Raw genomic sequence first — 18,314 nt, forward strand, 5'->3', positions numbered from 1 at the left:
GAGAGCCAACTAGTCCTGACGAAGTAAAAATACCCAATAATATCAAGCATTTTTAGCCTGTAGTGTAGAAAACCACTACAGCTTTTATTTGCGTTTTAAATGAAAATACATCACACCTGCTGATTAATCATTTTCTAGGTTATTCAGGATCGACAAATAGACGTGTTTCTCCAACACTTTACCAATAGCGATGAACCAGATGAAAGCCATATTATAAACTCAATTTATCGAACCGAACTTTAATGTCCTCAATTAGCAGCTTTGCAGCAATGATACCGCCTGATGTGTTCCATATCGGTTCGTTCACGTTAAAGGCCCGTTGTTTTTTTACCACATTCAGGTTTTGTCCTAGAGGGCTTTTAAGCCATTCATCGGTCGTTTTAGTTGCACCGGTTTCACCTTCGCGGTCGGAAGTGAAATAGAAAAATACATCTCCATCAAGCACAGTTATTTGTTCCATTGCAACATCAGCGGAGAAATCGTTCTTATTTTGTGCCTCCGGGCGAGCAAATCCTATCTGATCAAGGATGACACCTGCAAAATTATTTTTGTAGTATACACGCACTTTCCCAGGCTGGAATCGAGCCAATGAAATACGCAATTTGGTTTTATCACCGAGAGCTGCCTTGGTTTGTTGAATGGCTTGGTTGTAGTTTTCCAGAGCAGCTGCTCCTTCGGATTCTTTGTTGAGAGCTTGAGCATACAATTTGAAATTTTCCAGCATACTGTCGCCAAGATTCTCTGTAAATACAGTAGGCGCAATGCTGGACAGCTGCGGATACACTTTCTCCTGTCTAACCTTGGTACCTAATATGAGATCCGGTTTCAAGCTGGCAATGAGCTCAAGATTAGGCTGCGTCTCGTTGCCGATTACTTGTACACCGGTCATTTTATCCTTGATATGATCAAACCACGGCTCACCAATCCAAGATTTAACTGCAGCGACAGGTTTAATGCCTAACTCTAACAATGATTCAGTGCCTTGATTAGTCAAAACCACGATGCGTTGAGGCGTTCCAGTAATTGTAGTTGAACCCATAGCATGTTTGATAATTCGAGCGGGAGCATCAACGCTCTTCTCCTCGGTTTTCTTCCCTGTATTTTGACTACCACAAGCCGAGATGAATAAAGACATGATGATTAGTAAGGTTAAGGCCATTCCTATTTTTGATCTTAACAACAGTAGTTCCCCTTTCAATTCCCTAGATTCAAAAATGATTATCATTATCAATAAAAGCTATGTTTGTTATACTAATATAAAAGCTTTTTCCATGCAATGCTTGTTGAGGCGATTTTCTCGAAAATAGACAGATAAGAGGATGTGTCACACTTTGGCTGAGCAGTCAGGCAAACTAGCTTTACAATCACAAGAATGGATAAGAACGGCGTTATTTCAAATAATGGAGAAGAAAGAGTATTCACACATATCAATAACCGAAATCGCGGATAGGGCGGGGCTTGCAAGACAAACCTTTTATCGTAATTTCCAAGGTAAGGATGAGATTTTACTGAACTATTTGGAAGAACTCATGAAAGGTTTATGGCAAGATCTTGAGGAGACCTCTGTGATTAATGAAGAAATACTCGTAGCACTGTTTCGCAATTGGAGAAGTAATATTCCTTCCTCACTGATCCATAATATTGTTACAAAAGATCGGAAGATCAGGCAGCTCATTCATAAAAGCATTAGTGATTCCTTCGATGAGCTGTTCGTCCATATAAAGAAAGATCGCAAGGAAAGCGCAGACGATACATACAGATTGTATGCTCATAAATCGTTATCCGCGACCGTACATTTGATGTTAATTGAATGGACGCTAAACGATTTTCAAATGACACCTGAAGAGATCGGAGGAATGGTTAGCGACTTGACCGCTTCGATACGATCGTATTTGTGAAAAAGAACCTGAAGTTAACAAAGGGCGTTGTTTTTTGTGTAAGGACAAAAAAAGAGTCGCAAGGACTTATTAAGACCCTTCAAGGAGTAGAGGTTGCCGCGGGAACTATCGGCAGCCTCTTTATTCTATGCTAGCTAATAGCTTGTCAAAATTAAGCATTTTTTCCTTAGGGAAAAGAGTGGGCCACCATAGCATGTATCAAAAGTAATCAGAGAAATACGGTGTCTGGCGTTCTATCAGATTTTCCAGCAGCTCGATCGTAGCTCGCCGTGCTTGAAAACGACCTGCCCGTGCCAAATATGCTGGACGCTTATAACCCATCAGCATCGTCGTCAGCGTCTGTATATCGAAGGCCGCCTCCGGATTACCGCCGCCCTCCATCAATTGCCCTCGACCCTGCTCATCCACCTTCAGCGTGAATTTGCCCTGATTCCACTCCAGCATTGGATCGTGAAGTGTGAAGGTCAATTGGCATTCTGCGTTTTGTGGCAGGAATGGATACTGCTTCACGAAGCGGTGAATATCGACGATCCGCGCCATATAGTAGGGTGAGATCGTCTCCTTGATATCACTGTCTTCCAGTAAGAAGGCAAGAGGCTCTGTCGTGTAAATATGGCCTTTGACACGCGTTATCATCGAGAAATGAGCGCTAATGAAATTCCACAGCCCCGCTCGCGCCTCACCATCTAGATACACCATTATCTTCATATGGAGGACTTCCTCCGCAATCCAATAGAGCAGGTAGCCCTGCGGCTGCTGATCCTCATCATAGTAGACCGCTACGGTCAGATCATCTAAATCCCAGCGCAAATATTCCTCCCATGCCAACTCGCTCCTCAGCATTGCACCATGATGACACTGAGCGAAGCGGCGGTACACATCGCGAATATCCGGGTGATCGATTGACAGGCGTTCCACATTGCCGGGCACTGTCTTCAGCTTTGGCAGCTGCGTATCCTTAACCTCGAATGAGATCTTATCAGAAATGATTTCCCAGCCTTTGCGGCGGTAGAACGGAATAGAATATGGATACAGATAAGAGATCGACTGTTGCCGTTCGCGCATATTTGCGAGTGCCTGGCGCATCAATTGACTCATCAATCCTAGATTGGCATATTCGGGGTAGGTTCCGACACCGGTTAAGCCGCCCATATCATAGATCTCCCCAAAAATATTAACCTGGAACGGATACACCGCCAACTGGGAAATCAACTTATCGTTATCGAACCAGCCTAGTACATCGGCCTGTTTCAGTACGGGAAGCTTGGCCTTTGCAATCTCGCGGTTTTCCCATCCAAACGTATGCAGATCGTGATTCGTCACTTGGAATACATAGCGAAGCAGATCGTTGAATTGCTCTCCATGCCTAGGCTCGACTTTCTTCATTTTCAATCTGTCTTGAAGCTTCTGCCTGCTCACTGCTTTTTCCTCCATATCTTATCTTACCCGTTATTATTTAGTAGAACGAAACGATTTTATGAATGAAACAGTAGGGAACGTTTGTCGCTCCATATTTATCATTATTGACTATTGAGTTGACTGTAAAACAAACAATAACTTTTCCAAGAAGAGAAACTGATTTCCGACTGGTGTTCCATATGCGGAAGTTTCCACGTCTCCCCCAATTTTTTTCTAACTATGTATCAATCATGCGAGAATTTTATTATGTTTACCTATAAAGGTCATTCATATAATATATTAGACCTATAGATAGTTTGGATATAAGATGTATGGAACAACTAAACATGGCGTCAAAAGTAGGAGTTATTGAAGAAAATACAATAGTTAAATACAAAGGAGGAATATTAACATGTCAATTTACGATTTTCAAGCAACCTTGATTAACGGGAAGCAGGTCAAATTGTCAGACTATAGGGGAAAAGTTCTCCTAATCGTAAATACAGCAAGCAAATGTAGCTTTTCTCGTCAATTCGCTGATCTGCAGAAGCTTTATGAACGGCGACGGGAACAGGGATTTGAAATTCTTGCATTTCCTTGCAACCAATTCAACGAGAAAGAGCCGGGTAGCAACTCGGAAGTACAAGTATTTTGCGATATTAACCATGGAGTTACGTTCCCATTATTTGAGAAAACGGAAGTAATAGGTTCATCTCCTCATCCTTTATTTCAATATCTAACTCAGCAAGCACCGTTTCAAGGCTTCGATATCCAGACCAAGGACGGTCAATGGATGGAGGATTTTCTGCAGGAAAAGTATCCTGAAATATACGCTGGTGACGGGGTGAAGTGGAATTTCTCCAAGTTTCTAATCGAGCGTGATGGTCATGTAAAAGAAAGATTTGAATCAACGGTGGAACCCTTTGACATAGATTCTGCCATCGAATCACTGTTGTGAGGTTTCAGTTTTTCCCTTTTAGGCATGATGTTTTACTGAGGAGCCGCCATATGCGGCTCTTTTCTGATCTTCATTGAAGTAAAGAGTAGAGCAGTAAACGAAGGAGAAAATGCTGATGCCCACGAATCATTAATTAGATGACTAATACAGAGGGAGTTGAAAATTACATGTCCATCCAAGAAATATTAAAAAATGAATATGATGTTTGTGAAATCTTAGAGCTGCAAGACATGTCAAAAAGCAGCCCTTGCTATCAGATAGTTACGGCTGAAACCAGCTATGTTTTGAAACAAGTTGAAAGGTTAGACTTTCTAAAAACATATCATAAGGTACAAAATGTTTTAAACAACCAAGGACTGCTTCAAGGAAGGCTTATTCCCACAAGGGAAAATGAGTTAATGTCCAAAACTGGTTACTCTTTAATCGAATATGTCCCGGGCGAGGCTTTAGAAGAGTATAACGATGAGCAATTTATCTCGATTATTAAGTATCTATATAAGTATAATCAAATCCTTCGAGAAGTTCCTTTTGAAGCAAACGAGATAGAAGAAGTCAACAATTGGGATAAGGTTAAGTCAGTCGTGTTCATTTGTCATAAGGTCGAAGAGATACTGAATGAGTTTGAGCTTGAAGAGAAGTCCAAATTCTTATTGAAGAATGCAAAAAAAGTTTTATCGGATCATGCTGACTATTTTAACCGAAATAATAAACAACTAATACATTCCGATTTGGGACCTGGGAATATCGTCTTTTGTAATAATAAAATACAAACCATCATTGATTTCACACCAGAGTACGAAAATGAATTGTATTCATTATCTCAGTTCTTATATTGGACCTGTTTGTGGGATTTTTCAGAATCAACTTCATTAGATAGAATCCGTTCAACTCTTAAGATCTATTTCAATGAGGATGTACCTCAGGAAATTTACGAAGGTCTTTTTCTTTATTTGTTAAAAGCCTGTATGTTTAGAATTATGGGACCTATATTGAACGATACTCACAATGGAGTTCTTAACATGAGCAAAGTCAAAAAAAGAATGTCAGCGTTAGAGTCGTTATTTAACATTCGCCAGAAAATAAAGTAGCAGGTGAATTGGGAAGAGAACAGACAGTAATGTTTAAAAATGATACTTGTAATTGCACCAAACTATACAACTGACAGTAGTCACGGGAATACCGGTTGTATTAGGCTGAAGAAGTGGGCAGATGTGCTGACTGCTGCAAATGTTCGTTCATAACGATGTATTTATTCTAATAGACTAATGTCAGAAAGGAAGCGATCATTGGAATGAATAAAGTGAAGGTAGGCTTGATCGGCTGTGGCCAAATCAGTGGCATTTATTTGAAAAACTGCACACAAACGTTTGACATTTTGGAGGTAGTCGCATGCGCGGATATAGTCCCTGAGCTGGCACGCAAACAGGCCGACGAATTTGGGGTCCCGAGGGCTTGTTCGGTTGAGGAGCTGCTAGCTGATTCAGAAATTGAAATCGTTATCAACTTGACCGCCCCCAAGGTTCATGCGCAGATCAATATGAAAGCGCTTGAATCCGGTAAGCATGTGTATACGGAAAAACCGTTTGCCTTAAATCGGGAAGAAGCGGACCAAGTGCTTGCCCTAGCCGAAGCCAAAGGTCTTCGTGTCGGGTGCGCTCCGGATACATTTCTCGGAGGAGGTCTGCAAACATGCAGGAAGCTGATTGATGATGGTTGGATAGGCACCCCGTATGCCGCAAATGGGACAATTTTTATGGGCGGAGGATCCGGCGGCCTGCATCCAAACTTTCAAAACTTCCTTCGATTGGGCGGTGACCCATTGTTCGATATGGGACCATATTACCTTACAGCCATGGTATTTCTGCTCGGTCCTATCAGTAGTGTCAGCGGATTCGCGGCTCAACTGAAGCACCAGATTACAATCGACAATCCGGCATCCCCACACTATGGCAAAACCGTACCAATAGAAGCGCCGACGAACATAGCGGCCTCACTCCAATTTGACAATGGTGTCATTGCAGGGCTGCAGGCTGCGAAGGAGGGCTTCAAATATACGCCGCGTATGGAAGTTTACGGAACGGAAGGCATCCTGTACGTCCCCGACCCGAACAATTTCAGCGGCCCACTAATGATCAAGCAGCAAAACGGTGAAGTCAAGGAGTTTCCGTATTCACATGGATTTACCGAAAACAGTAGAGGCATCGGTGTTGCCGATATGGCTTATGCGATTCGCTCAGGACGAGCTCATCGCGCTAGCGGTATTTTGGCTCGGCATGTGCTCGACGTAATGATTGGAATCCATGAATCTGCGGAAACAGGAAGGCATGTCACTGTTAAGGCTACTTGCGACCGCCCATCACCATTACCGCTCAGTTTGAAACACAATCTGCTGGATACGTAGACCAAGCTATCTGAATTCACTAAATCATAATAATGAATGGATGTGCGAGATCATGAAATTTCCGGTTGCTGTACAGCCGTATACGATACGCGAAGAAATGAAGCAGGATTACTTGGGTTCATTGGAAAAGGTGGCGGAGATCGGTTATCACGGAATTGAATTGGGGCCGCCCCCAGAAGGCATGACGATCGGTCAGCAGAAAGGCCATTTGGAAAGACTGGGACTTCAGGTCATCAGTGCGCACGCAAGAATCGATGTGCTGACCGACGGTCTTGACGCGTTAATCGATTATTTGCAGGAAGTGGGCGGGGGCTGGATCGCGCATTCCTCCAGATTTGACTCGAAGCAAGCGGTCATCGAGTCTGCGGCACTTTTCAATCGAATCGGTGAAAGCTGCAGACAACGGGGCATCCAATTTTTGTATCATAACCATAATTGGGAGTTTACGAGATATGACGGTGAATATGCATACGATATTTTACTTCGCGAAACCGACCCCGAGCTGGTCAAGATGGAATTGGATACATACTGGGTAAAGAGAGGCGGCGAAGATCCGGCGGATTACCTGCGTAAGCTGTCGAATCGGTGTCCGCTCCTCCACATCAAGGATATGGAGCCAGGCGAGGAGCAGTTTTTCGCGGAAATCGGAGAAGGTGTCCTTGACTTCCCCGACATCGTTAAGGCGGCGAAGGAAATCGGTACAAACTGGCTGGTGGTCGAGCAGGATGGCTCCCGCCGATCGCCCTTCGAAAGTCTGGAAATCAGCTTCACAAATTTAAGAAAAATGGGTGTTGTTGAATGAACGAACACATTCGGGTCGGATTGATCGGATACGGCTTCTCTGGCCGGACCTTCCATGCGCCGGTCATTACATGCGTGCCCGATTTGATGCTGGCAGCAGTGGTGGAGCGCCATACAACCAATTCCAAAGAACGGTACCCGTGGGTCAAGGTGGTTTCCGATGTCCGGGATTTATATAAGGATGACATCATTGACTTGGTCGTAGTCACGACACCAAGCACCGATCATTATCTGTTTGTGAAGGACGCGCTTCTGGCGGGAAAGCACGTTATTGTAGAGAAGCCGTTTACTACCACTTCGGCCGAAGCCGATGAGTTGATCGCTCTGGCGAAAGAACAAGCCAAAGTATTGAGCGTATTCCATAACCGCCGCTGGGACGGTGATTTTCTGACTATCCACGAGCTGCTTAAGCAGGAGCTCCTCGGTAATGTGACCGAATGCGAGTTTCATTGGGACCGCTACAATCCGATTGCAGCGATGGGCAAATGGCGAAACAGCGACTCACAAGGAGCAGGTGTGTTTTATGATCTCGGTGTGCATTTTCTTGATCAAGCGCTTTGCTTATTTGGGCTCCCGCAGACGATCCGCGCAGACATCCGGATTCAGCGGGAAAGCTCCTTGGCGGACGATTATTTCGATGTGACGCTTGGCTACGAAAGCGGGCTGAAGGTGAACCTGCAATCGTCGCAGCTTGTTCGCGAGCCGAGCCCGCGCTATATTCTACATGGAACGAAAGGTTCTTTCATCAAATACGGCATCGATCCGCAGGAGGAAGCATTAAAGCGGGGATTGACGCCTGCGTCGTCAGGCTGGGGGATGGAGCCAGCGGAGCTATGGGGCAAGCTGAATACGTACATAGGAGGCCTTCATGTGGAAGGTCGCATCGAGACACTTCAAGGCTCTTATACGTCCTATTATCAAAATATCGCGGATCATATCAGGGGGATTAGCGAGCTCGAGGTAAAGCCGGAGCAAGCGCGATCAGCTATTCGCCTGATAGAGCTGGCACTGCAAAGCAGTCGGAAACAAAAGACGATACAGGTTGAGCTATAAATAGTATGTATTTCGAGAATAGAAAGGACTAGTCCGATGTTTCCATTTAAACCGGCATTGAATACTTCGACCTTATTCCCTTTCAAGCTAGATATCAAGCAGCAAGTACGAATTGCCGCGGAGGCCGGCTATGAAGGCATTGAAATTTGGATCCGTGATGTGGATACCTATCTGTCCAACGGAGGGATGCTCCAAGAGCTGAAGCGGTATATTGCTGACGTCGGCATCCCGGTTGTTAATGCGATTGCGTTTTTTAAATGGGCGGATGCGGATGATTCTGAACGAGCGAAGGGTCTTAAGCAGGCGGAGCGCGAGATGATCATGCTTGCAGAATTGGGCTGCACGGCTGTGGCGGCACCCCCGTTTGGGAACGTTGGGGCTGTTTCGTTGGAGCGGATGGCGGCACATTATGCGGAGCTTTCGGATATAGCGATACGAATTGGGATTGAGCCTTACGTGGAATTTTGGGGGAGGGCCAAGACGCTCTCCACACTTAGTGAAGCTGTATATGTGGCTATGGCAAGCGGTGTGCCTGACGCCAGGCTTCTCGTCGATCCGTTTCATATGTATACCGGGGGCAGCAATATGAACGGTCTGCAGTATTTGAACGGGGAGCGAATCGGCATTGTGCACGTGAACGATTACCCTGCCGAGCGGTCAAGAGAGACGATTGTTGATCGTGACCGTGTATTTCCAGGCGAAGGCAGCGCTCCGTCACGTCAGCTTGCAACCTCATTGCACGATATCGGCTATAACGGATATTTGTCACTGGAATTGTTTATCGAAAGTTACGGTGAGAAGAGTGCCCTTGAAGTCGCCAAGTCAGGTTTGGAGTCGATCTTCAATACGTACCGTTTGTAAGAGGTTGTTCAAGAAGTCACCATCTGAACACGCATTATAAATGCAGGAGAGGGGCATGAAGTCGATGGCTAACCGATTAGCAGGAAAGGTTATAGTCGTTACGGGAGGAACCAAAGGAATCGGAGCAGGCATTGCGTTGATGGCGGCCAGCGAAGGGGCACGGGTCGTGATTAATGGAAGAAATGAGCGCGACGGTGAGCGGGTTGTTCATAACATCCAGGAGAAATACGGGACGGAGGCCCTTTTTATAAAAGGAGATATCAGCAGGGAGCCGGCTTGCAAGCAGCTGATCGATGAAACGGAGGCCCGATTCGGAAGGGTTGACGGTCTTGTCAACAATGCAGGCATATTTCCGCGCGGAACGATGACCGATACTCCAGAGGAGATGTTCGACTCCATTTTTGCAGTCAACATCAAAGGCTCTTTTTTCTGTTCGATGTACGCGATTCAGTCCATGCTGAAGACAGGGGGCGGCTCCATCGTCCAAATAGGCTCCACGAACGGCTACAAAGGTGGGAAGGAACTGGCCGCTTATTCGTGCTCAAAGGGAGCGATGCTGACTTTAAACCGTCATATCGCAGGTCATTATGGAAGAGATCGTATCAGGTCCAACTGGATTACAGTCGGCTGGGTAGCCTCCGAAGGAGAAATTGAGCTGCATCAGAACAGAGGTTTAAGTCCCGATGAATTGCGAAAAAGAGCTGAGTCGTACATCCCAAGCGGCCGTATGCAGACGCCGGAAGATATAGCTCATGGAACGGTCTTCCTGCTATCCGAAGAAGCCAGCCAAATAACCGGTACTGAGCTGCACATCAATGGAGGACTAGGGTTATGAATGGTAAAGCATAATACAGGATCGCAACCGCGAGTAATACCTATAATCCGATGAGGTGATGAATATGACAGCTATAGATTTAAGAGGGAAAAATGCAATTGTAACAGGTTCCAGCAGGGGGCTCGGAAGACAATATGCCGAAACACTGGCTCGTGCGGGAGCCAATGTCATTATCCATGATATCAATGAAGAAGCAGCGGCGCGATTCAACGAAGCGGCCTCGGGCAGCGCTGTAGCAGATGAAATCGCTTCTGCGAATGGCGTTAGAACTAAATTTATTGCAGCGGATATGGGGGATCCGGATCAGGTGGAAGCGCTAATCCGCCAGTCAATCGAAACTCTCGGCTCGATTGATATCTTGATCAACAACGCCGGCGGGGACATCGGACTTCATACGCCGCGCCCGGAGCCGAACGATGCACTGGACATTTCCGTAGAAGATATTCGAGCTGTTGTGGACCGCAACCTGCTATCCACCATGTTCGCGTGTAAATTTGCAGGGCTGCATATGCGCGAGCGCCACTCCGGCAAAATCGTCAATGTCGGTTCTACCGCCGCACATATGCCCGTTCGCGGAGGAATGATATACGCAGCGGCGAAATCGGGAATTACCCATTATACACGCTGCCTTGCCGAACAGCTTAGGCCATTTGACGTCAATGTCAACTGCATTTCTCCAGCTCCGACCTATACAGCCCGTTTTTTGGCGACGAGAACCGTGGCCAGTGAAGAAGGACGGTCCAGGTTACAGCGGATTGCTAAGTCAGAGGATATGTCGAAAATCGTATTGTTCTTATGTGGACCGCAATCCGATATATTGACAGGCGAAACGATCGTTTGTTGGAATTAAATGGTTATATCTATTTTTATTGGAAGGACTCTAAATGACGATCGTCGAATAAGTCAAGACAGTTATAAATGGAAGGAGATATAACCGTGAACAAGCAAACTGACAAGAGACGCACCAGTGACGCAATGATTCGTGAAATGGATAAAACGCATATGCCATATGGCATGCTGGCAATTTGGTTTCTTGGCCAGGAGAGCGTCGTCATCAAGGGTGGGAATACGATCATTTATATTGACCCTTATTTGGCAGCCCAGAAGGCCAGAGTATTCCAAGCGCCATTTCGGCCGGAGGATGTAACTAACGCAGCTTATTGCTTAATTACGCATGAGCATAGCGACCACTTGGACCCATCTACAATCAGCGTGCTGGCTCAAAAAGACAACGGCACCCTATTTATTGCTCCAGGTTTTTGCCGTAGTCAAATGCTGGATTTGGGTGTATCACCTGGGAAGCTGCTGGATGCTGCAACTGGTCAATGGTGGGAAGGCGACGGCGTCAGGATCAAGCCGGTGCCGGCCGCGCATGAGGAGTTGGACTACGACCCGGCACGTGATCATCGGTATGTAGGATACTTATTGGAGCTTAACGGCGTCACCCTGTATCATGCCGGGGATACGGTTATTTATCCCGGTCTGATCGACAGCCTGAAGGCCGAACATATCGATCTCGGCATGCTGCCAATTAACGGACGCGATGCGTTTAGGTGGGCTAGAGGGCTGGTTGGCAACATGAACTACCGGGAAGCTGCCGAGCTGGCGGTTGCGGCGGAAATAGAGACGGTGATTCCGCTGCACTACGATATGTTTGCGGGAAACAGCGAGAAGCCCGGGTATTTCGTCGATTATTTATATGAACATTATCCAGAACAGAAATTCCATGTTCTGGCCAGATTTGAACGATTCGTTTATGTTTCCGCTGCAGCATTAACGAAGTAGGACGGATGAGTATTATCGGAATGCTAATTCAATAATGTCAATTTGCAATATGCTTGAACATCGATTAACAGTCGGGGCTGTCATAAGCGGTAAGTTAAACTGCTTGAGGCAGTCCTTTCAAGCATCAAAGGATGCTTTGAATGTGGGGTGAGCAAAATGAAATTTTTTCAACTGTACAAGTCGCGGAAATATTTTCAACGAATGCTGCTTTCCATCACCTTATTGATGATTATGTTCATGGCTTTTTTTTCGTTTGCGTTTTACTATAACTCAGAATCCGTCTTGCTTGATATGCAGGAAGATGCGAACAAAAAAGTGTTGACTCAAATGAATTTCAATATTCAGTACATGAACGAACTGGTTAAAAACTTGGCAACGTCAACCTACTCCGACAACCAAATCCTGCCCTTAATGACCCATAACGAAATAGAAACGTTCGACGTGGTTAACAAACTGCGCCGGCTGGAGAAAATCGTAGATTCCACAACCTTCCTGAAATCGATCGTCATCTATAACGGTAAATGCGGCTGTTATTACTCTACGGCATCCGGCTTGGCCGCAAATACCGACCCCGACGTGCTGTTGCTGAAAGATTATATCGGTTCCACAAGCGAAGTCCCCAAGCTGAAACTAATTCCTATGCGCATGAGCCGGGGAACTGATGATCGTAATGAAATCAACGCATTTTCTTTTTTTATTTACGACGAGAAGATCAGTCAAGATTCCGATCAAGGCGTAATGGATAATGCGTTAATTTTGAATGTAAAGACAGAATGGCTGTTCGACAATATGAAGACTGTAAACGGGGTTGGCACCGAGCCGGGAAACCATATTTTCATAATGGATGAAAGCGGTAATATTTTTACTCCGAACCGTGAACCGAAGAGCTACAGCAATGCACTCTCTGCGGCTTTGGACGATAAGCGAGGCGGGAACCGTCTATCGAACAATGTCTCATCCACCTTCATCGGTACGTTTAACGGTGAAAAAACAATTGTCACCCACTTGAATTTCGACACCTATCAGTGGAAGCTGGTTATCGTACAGCCTTACGAGCACATTATCGGCAAGCTGGACCGGATGCGCAATACATCGATTGTCGTAACGTTACTGTTCCTACCGCTTGCGGCACTCCTTTCGCTGTTCATTTCTCATAAGCTGTACCGCCCTATCGAAACGATGATGGAGCAATTCCGCAAAAATACGCGACGTGAGGACAAGGCGTCGTTCAGTGAAAAGGACGAACTGCTGTACATGTCTTCGGTCTATACGCATGTGCTGGAAAAAATGCGGGGAATCGAGCGCGATTCGCATGCCAAAATGTCATTAGTGAAGCATTATTACGTGCGTAAGCTGATTATGGACAGCACCTCGATTACATCATCGGAGATGAGGGAATGCATCGATCAGAACCATCTTCAATTAAAGACAGACGGCCCCTATCTGCTGGCTGTTCTCCACATCGAACATTATTCGGCACTGTCGCATAAGGCGAAGCAAGCCGACCTCAGACTTTACAAGTTCGCTATTAGAAACATCACTAAAGAGATTATGGACAAATCATTCTGTAACGAGACTGTCGATATGCGCGGCGACCATTTGGCGGTGCTCATTTCGGTCGATGACTCTGACTGGGATACCATTCTGAAGACGGCAGCTATCCGACTGCAGGAAATTCAGGATACGATTCTGGCGTTTTATCGGATTTCCTCCACTGTGGCGCTAAGTGATCCGATTCCATGCTATGAGGACATTACCCGGTACTATGGGGCATCATTAAGTCTTGTCCGATACCGGATGGTTTGCGGAACCGGCCAGATTATTACGACGGATCGGGTGAAGCACAATTTGAACAACCGGGAGCTGCACCTGCCGGAGAAGGTGGAGGAGAAATTTATTGAGGAGCTCAAGGCGGGCAACCGGCAGCAAATAGCCGCGGTACTGGACCGGATATTCGGTTGTATCGCTGGGTTACATGCAGATCACGTGCTGTTCAATATGCTGCGGCTTTCCTTAATTGTATCAAACACGATGCGTGAAATGAATCAGCACAGGCTCATCCCGATTGACCTCGATTTGCAGGAATTTAACAGGACAATTATGGAAATGGAACAGCTGGACGAGATCAGAGAAGCCTTCGATTCGCTCATAGAGCGCCTTCTTGAGCAGATGAAGCAGTGCGAAGAAAATAAGAATGCAATTTTGATCGATGCGATAAAGGAAATTATTGAAGAACATTATGCGGACAAAAACTTAAATCTGCAGCAGATTGCCTCGATGGTCAAAATGTCGCCTGTTTACTTGGGGCGGATGTTTAGAAGCTGTGTCGGCATGTCTGTGGCGGACTATATCAACGGGGTTCGGTTAAACATCACACTGGAGATGCTCGGCAAAGAGCAATATAACATCACCGACATTATGGATCGGGTTGGCTTCAGCAATCAAAGCTCGTATTTTCGGCAGTTTAAAAAGAAATTCGGCGTCACGCCAAAGGAATACCGGGTCAAGCAGCTGCTGGATTTCAACTGAAAGTTCTCATATCAGAGCCGTGACTCGCAGCCATGTATTCACTAGGCAGTAAAGTTTAAAAATGGTATAGGCTCTTGCATAAATCTATACAACTGGCAGTAGCCCGCTGACCTAATACCGTATTATGTTGGAGAAGCGGGGGAGGCACTCCATGCTCGAAAGAATCAAATTTATGGAAAAGAGGTGAAACGATTGAACCCGGAGAACACGGCTCCATCCGTCAGCCAGTCAAGCACTGCGGCCTCGGCTCTTTATACGGGCAAAGCACCGGGAAAGCGCGGAGCATTCAAAAAAAACCGGGAGCTGCTGGCTCTATCGCTTCCGGGGGTTTTGTTCAAGCTTATTTTTTCTTATTTGCCGTTGATCGGTTTGATTTTGGCATTTAAAGATTTTCGCTATGACAAAGGTATTCTTGGCAGCAACTGGATTGGCTTCAAAAACTTTGAGTTTTTTTTCACCTCTGAGGATGCGTTCAGGATTACGAGAAATACGATTTTATACAATGTGGGCTTTATTTTGCTGACAACGGTTATCGCCTTGGCTCTTGCTATCGCCTTGAACGAGGTAACCAAACGGTTCATGAAAGTATACCAGACAGCCTTGTTTCTGCCCCATTTTCTATCGTGGGTAGTTGTAGGTTATATTGCGCTCGCTTTTCTCGATCATGAGAAAGGATTTATTAATCAATGGTTAATTCAGTATGGTATGGATCCGGTCAAATGGTATCAAGAGGCGCAGTATTGGCCGGTCATTTTGAACCTGGTGCATTTATGGAAAAATGTTGGTTTTGCCACGCTGATCTACTATGCCGGCATTATCGGACTGGACTCCAGCTATTATGAGGCCGCGAAAATCGACGGCGCCGGACGATGGCAGGTGGTTACACGAATTACTATACCGCTGCTCACGCCACTTATCCTGATTTTATTCATATTGGATATCGGCAAAATATTCCGCGCCGATTTTGGACTGTTTTACTTTATTCCGAACAACTCAGGCATGATTTACTCCTCCACGGATGTCATCGATACGTATGTGTTCCGTTCGTTGAAGGTTGTGGGCGACCTGGGCATGTCGACGGCGGTCGGACTCTACCAATCGGTTGTCGGGCTTGTACTAGTGCTCTGCACCAATGCTATCATCAAAAAAATCAACCACGAAAACGCCTTATGGTAGGAAGGGGGTAAGCTACCGTGCTTTCCAAAATTTCGCCGCTGCAGTGGCTGATTCATGCTTATTTTATCGCGCTTACCCTGGTTATGCTGCTTCCTCTACTACTTATCATCTCTGTATCGTTTACTAATGAACTGACCCTCAGCTCCGAAGGCTACCGGTTTATACCAAGCAAATTCAGTCTTAGTGCCTACAACACACTGTTTGAAGCGCCTGGCATTTTGCTCAATGCTTACGGCATCACAATTCTAGTTACCGTTCTTGGAACCGCTTGCGGACTGCTGTTGACCACCATGCTGGCCTATACGATCTCGCGGCCCGATTACCGCTACAGACGGATAACAACGCTTTTCGTATTTTTCACGATGCTGTTTAACGGCGGACTCGTACCCTTCTACATTTTGGTGACGCAGTATTTGCATCTCAAAGACACGCTCGGTGCGCTTATTCTGCCTTATTTGATCAGCCCGTTTCTAGTGATGGTGATGAAAGGCTTTCTCGAAAAAATCCCGCTGGAGATTATCGAATCGGCCAAAATGGACGGAGCGAGCGAGTTTCGGATCTTCTTTACCCTCATATTGCCGCTGTCCACGCCGGCATTGGCGACTGTAGGACTGTTTATTTCATTCACTTATTGGAACGATTGGTGGCTGGGGCTGCTGTTTATCGATGCGGAGAAGCTGGTGCCTTTGCAGCTGCTGCTGTACAGAGTTATGAACTCAATTGAGTTTTTGCGATCGAATACTGAATTTATGTCCACAATGACCATCGATATGTCACAGTTCCCGAATTTGTCGGCGCGAATGGCGATGGCCATTTTAGGAGCAGGGCCGATGCTTTTTATTTTTCCGTTTTTCCAAAAATATTTTGTGAGAGGATTGACGGTAGGCTCGTTAAAGGGTTAATTCTATAATAAGGGCGGAGGTTTCGACAAAAATGACAGCGCTATCAAATGGAAATCGATTGAGGGTTACAATGGCCGGCTTGCTCTGTGCGGCGATGTTGAGCGCATGCAGCGGCGGTGGTGGAGCAGCCAAGCCGGAAGCACAGCCGGGGAAACCGGCCGATAATGGCAAGCCTGATTTGAAGCCGGTGGAGCTGATCTGGTACTATCCGATGAACAAAATGCAGCAGGACCAAAAAACGATCGAAGAAGCGGTAAACAAAATAACCAAAGAGAAGCTGAACGCGACGATCAAGATGGGTCCGATCGACATCGGCAGTTATGAGCAAAAGATGAATACGATGGTAGCGGCCAATGAACCGATGGATATAATCTGGACGTCGCACTGGAACTTCAAAATGGACCAAAACGTGGCCAAAGGCGCTTTCTTGCAGCTGGACGACCTGATTGACAAAAATGCGCCCAAGCTAAAAAAGAGCCGTCCAGAATCGGTATGGAACTTCTCAAAAATCGACGGAAAAACATATGCCGTGCTCAGCTACCAGACAGTGACGGAAAGATCGGGCTTTCTGGTGCAAAAGCGGTATGCCGATAAATACGGTTTGAATCCGGCGGATATTAAAAATCCTTTCGATATGGAGTCGTTTTTTGCCAAGCTGAAGGCGGGTGAAAAGGATGTTATTCCATACGGTATAAGCCGGCTTGGCGCGACCGGTGGGATGTTAAATCCGATTTTGGAAGGCGTTACGTCAGGGGTATCGATATACAGAGGAGACAAATCGCTGAAGCTGGTACCGACCTACGAAACGCCTGAATACAAAGATCTGCTGCCCAAGCTGCATGACTGGTTTAAAAAAGGTTACATCAATCAGGACGCAGCTACCTCTAAATCGATTACTGAGCTGCAAATGACAGGAAAAGTCGCCGCAATCTTCCATAACGTACTCAAGCCGGGACGGGAAGGCGAGGAAAGGGTGACGATGGGCGGCAACGATGTTATAGCCTTGTATACATCGGGTGTAACGCTGCCGGCGATCAATTTGTCTTCCGCGATGGGAATTAGCCGCAACTCGAAAAATCCCGATCGAGCCATGATGTTTCTGGAGTTGTTGAATTCGGATAAGGAGCTGTTCAACCTGATCAGCTATGGAATCGATGGCAAGCATTACAACAAAGTTGATGCAGATCATGTAAAAAGTATTCCGAATGGCGGCTATGCCCCGAACCAATCATGGGTGTTCGGCAACGTCTTTAACTCGTATTTGCAGGAAGGGCAGCCTTCAGGAACATGGGAGGAAACTCAAAAGCTCAATGAATCGGCAAATCCTTCTGTCCTGACGGGCTTCGTCTTTAATCTCGATCCGGTAAAGACCGAAATCGCCAACATGAAAGCGGTGGAGGATGAATATTTGCCGTCGTTAAGTACGGGTACCGTCGACCCTGCGCAAAAATACAACGAATTTATCGAGAAATACAAAAAGGCGGGCCAGCCTAAAGTGATGGCCGAAGTGCAGAAGCAGCTGGACGCATGGAAGGCCAAACAGGGGAAATAGGCTGCTGATCCAGGACAGAAGCAGAAGTATACTACTATGGTTACTTCATATTAAAAGCCGCTTAAATGCGGCTTTTTTTAGTTATGTCATAAGGGATTTTAGCTCATGCAAGAGATGAGCCGGACTAACTTTATATCCCCAGAAGTGTGGAGACTTAACATCAGA

The 18,314-nt window shown here is 46.0% G+C and carries 16 protein-coding genes; 14 read left to right on the forward strand and 2 right to left on the reverse strand.

What is annotated here, in order from left to right:
• Positions 1 to 211 precede the first annotated feature (211 nt).
• A complete protein-coding gene (locus tag GC093_RS14200) occupies positions 212 to 1,135 on the reverse strand; it encodes an ABC transporter substrate-binding protein (protein ID WP_246314295.1) in 924 nt (307 codons plus the stop codon).
• 196 nt (positions 1,136 to 1,331) lie between these two features.
• Between GC093_RS14200 and GC093_RS14205 the strand changes: the two genes are divergently transcribed.
• The gene (locus GC093_RS14205; protein WP_171652529.1) at positions 1,332 to 1,898 is read left to right on the forward strand and encodes a TetR/AcrR family transcriptional regulator; all 567 of its coding nucleotides are present in this window, start codon (positions 1,332 to 1,334) and stop codon (positions 1,896 to 1,898) included.
• A gap of 198 nt (positions 1,899 to 2,096) precedes the next feature.
• On the opposite strand, the gene GC093_RS14210 is transcribed toward GC093_RS14205, so the two are convergent.
• The gene (locus GC093_RS14210) at positions 2,097 to 3,317 is read right to left on the reverse strand and encodes a GNAT family N-acetyltransferase (RefSeq protein WP_171652530.1); all 1,221 of its coding nucleotides are present in this window, start codon (positions 3,315 to 3,317) and stop codon (positions 2,097 to 2,099) included.
• A 391-nt stretch (positions 3,318 to 3,708) separates the two neighbouring features.
• Here GC093_RS14210 and GC093_RS14215 point away from each other — a divergent pair, with 391 nt between their 5' ends.
• The 13 genes from GC093_RS14215 to GC093_RS14275 all read left to right on the forward strand — a co-directional run bounded on the left by GC093_RS14215 (position 3,709) and on the right by GC093_RS14275 (position 18,149).
• The gene (locus GC093_RS14215) at positions 3,709 to 4,254 is read left to right on the forward strand and encodes a glutathione peroxidase (RefSeq protein WP_171652531.1); all 546 of its coding nucleotides are present in this window, start codon (positions 3,709 to 3,711) and stop codon (positions 4,252 to 4,254) included.
• Positions 4,255 to 4,391: 137 nt separating this feature from the next.
• Entirely contained in the window at positions 4,392 to 5,342 is a 951-nt protein-coding gene (locus GC093_RS14220) for a phosphotransferase (protein WP_171652532.1), read from the forward strand.
• A gap of 203 nt (positions 5,343 to 5,545) precedes the next feature.
• Positions 5,546 to 6,655 (forward strand): Gfo/Idh/MocA family protein, encoded by a 1,110-nt coding sequence (locus GC093_RS14225; protein ID WP_171652533.1) that lies wholly within the window; start codon positions 5,546 to 5,548, stop codon positions 6,653 to 6,655.
• Between the two features lie 52 nt (positions 6,656 to 6,707).
• A complete protein-coding gene (locus GC093_RS14230) occupies positions 6,708 to 7,457 on the forward strand; it encodes a sugar phosphate isomerase/epimerase family protein (RefSeq protein WP_171652534.1) in 750 nt (249 codons plus the stop codon).
• Positions 7,454 to 8,509, forward strand: coding sequence for an oxidoreductase (locus GC093_RS14235; protein ID WP_171652535.1), 1,056 nt, complete (start codon positions 7,454 to 7,456; stop codon positions 8,507 to 8,509). Before GC093_RS14230 ends, GC093_RS14235 begins: the two co-directional genes overlap by 4 nt.
• 36 nt (positions 8,510 to 8,545) lie before the next feature.
• Positions 8,546 to 9,370: a sugar phosphate isomerase/epimerase family protein gene (locus tag GC093_RS14240; RefSeq protein WP_171652536.1), complete on the forward strand. Its 825-nt coding sequence runs from the start codon at positions 8,546 to 8,548 to the stop codon at positions 9,368 to 9,370.
• 64 nt (positions 9,371 to 9,434) lie between these two features.
• The gene (locus GC093_RS14245; protein WP_171652537.1) at positions 9,435 to 10,205 is read left to right on the forward strand and encodes an SDR family NAD(P)-dependent oxidoreductase; all 771 of its coding nucleotides are present in this window, start codon (positions 9,435 to 9,437) and stop codon (positions 10,203 to 10,205) included.
• 64 nt (positions 10,206 to 10,269) lie between these two features.
• Positions 10,270 to 11,055, forward strand: coding sequence for an SDR family NAD(P)-dependent oxidoreductase (locus tag GC093_RS14250; RefSeq protein ID WP_171652538.1), 786 nt, complete (start codon positions 10,270 to 10,272; stop codon positions 11,053 to 11,055).
• A gap of 86 nt (positions 11,056 to 11,141) precedes the next feature.
• Positions 11,142 to 11,990, forward strand: a complete 849-nt coding sequence (locus GC093_RS14255) for an MBL fold metallo-hydrolase (protein WP_312886531.1) — start codon at positions 11,142 to 11,144, stop codon at positions 11,988 to 11,990.
• A gap of 156 nt (positions 11,991 to 12,146) precedes the next feature.
• Positions 12,147 to 14,519, forward strand: a complete 2,373-nt coding sequence (locus GC093_RS14260; protein WP_171652540.1) for a helix-turn-helix domain-containing protein — start codon at positions 12,147 to 12,149, stop codon at positions 14,517 to 14,519.
• A 192-nt stretch (positions 14,520 to 14,711) separates the two neighbouring features.
• The gene (locus GC093_RS14265) at positions 14,712 to 15,695 is read left to right on the forward strand and encodes an ABC transporter permease (RefSeq protein WP_171652541.1); all 984 of its coding nucleotides are present in this window, start codon (positions 14,712 to 14,714) and stop codon (positions 15,693 to 15,695) included.
• 17 nt (positions 15,696 to 15,712) lie between these two features.
• On the forward strand, positions 15,713 to 16,597 hold the full coding sequence (locus GC093_RS14270) for a carbohydrate ABC transporter permease (protein ID WP_376768650.1): 885 nt from the start codon (positions 15,713 to 15,715) through the stop codon (positions 16,595 to 16,597).
• Between the two features lie 31 nt (positions 16,598 to 16,628).
• Positions 16,629 to 18,149 (forward strand): ABC transporter substrate-binding protein, encoded by a 1,521-nt coding sequence (locus GC093_RS14275; protein ID WP_171652542.1) that lies wholly within the window; start codon positions 16,629 to 16,631, stop codon positions 18,147 to 18,149.
• The last annotated feature ends 165 nt before the right edge of the window (positions 18,150 to 18,314 follow it).

It is taken from the genome of Paenibacillus foliorum (genome assembly GCF_013141765.1).
GTDB classification, from domain to species: domain Bacteria; phylum Bacillota; class Bacilli; order Paenibacillales; family NBRC-103111; genus Paenibacillus_S; species Paenibacillus_S foliorum.

Bases quoted from the DNA above. Each gene is read 5' to 3' on its own strand.
- GC093_RS14235 (WP_171652535.1), top strand. From the start codon at position 7,454: ATGAACGAACACATTCGGGTCGGATTGATCGGATACGGCTTCTCTGGC.
- GC093_RS14215 (WP_171652531.1), top strand. From the start codon at position 3,709: ATGTCAATTTACGATTTTCAAGCAACCTTGATTAACGGGAAGCAGGTC.
- GC093_RS14260 (WP_171652540.1), top strand. From the start codon at position 12,147: ATGAAATTTTTTCAACTGTACAAGTCGCGGAAATATTTTCAACGAATG.
- GC093_RS14230 (WP_171652534.1), top strand. From the start codon at position 6,708: ATGAAATTTCCGGTTGCTGTACAGCCGTATACGATACGCGAAGAAATG.
- GC093_RS14200 (WP_246314295.1), bottom strand. From the start codon at position 1,135: ATGTCTTTATTCATCTCGGCTTGTGGTAGTCAAAATACAGGGAAGAAA.
- GC093_RS14275 (WP_171652542.1), top strand. From the start codon at position 16,629: ATGACAGCGCTATCAAATGGAAATCGATTGAGGGTTACAATGGCCGGC.
- GC093_RS14250 (WP_171652538.1), top strand. From the start codon at position 10,270: ATGACAGCTATAGATTTAAGAGGGAAAAATGCAATTGTAACAGGTTCC.
- GC093_RS14220 (WP_171652532.1), top strand. From the start codon at position 4,392: ATGACTAATACAGAGGGAGTTGAAAATTACATGTCCATCCAAGAAATA.
- GC093_RS14245 (WP_171652537.1), top strand. From the start codon at position 9,435: ATGGCTAACCGATTAGCAGGAAAGGTTATAGTCGTTACGGGAGGAACC.
- GC093_RS14225 (WP_171652533.1), top strand. From the start codon at position 5,546: ATGAATAAAGTGAAGGTAGGCTTGATCGGCTGTGGCCAAATCAGTGGC.
- GC093_RS14240 (WP_171652536.1), top strand. From the start codon at position 8,546: ATGTTTCCATTTAAACCGGCATTGAATACTTCGACCTTATTCCCTTTC.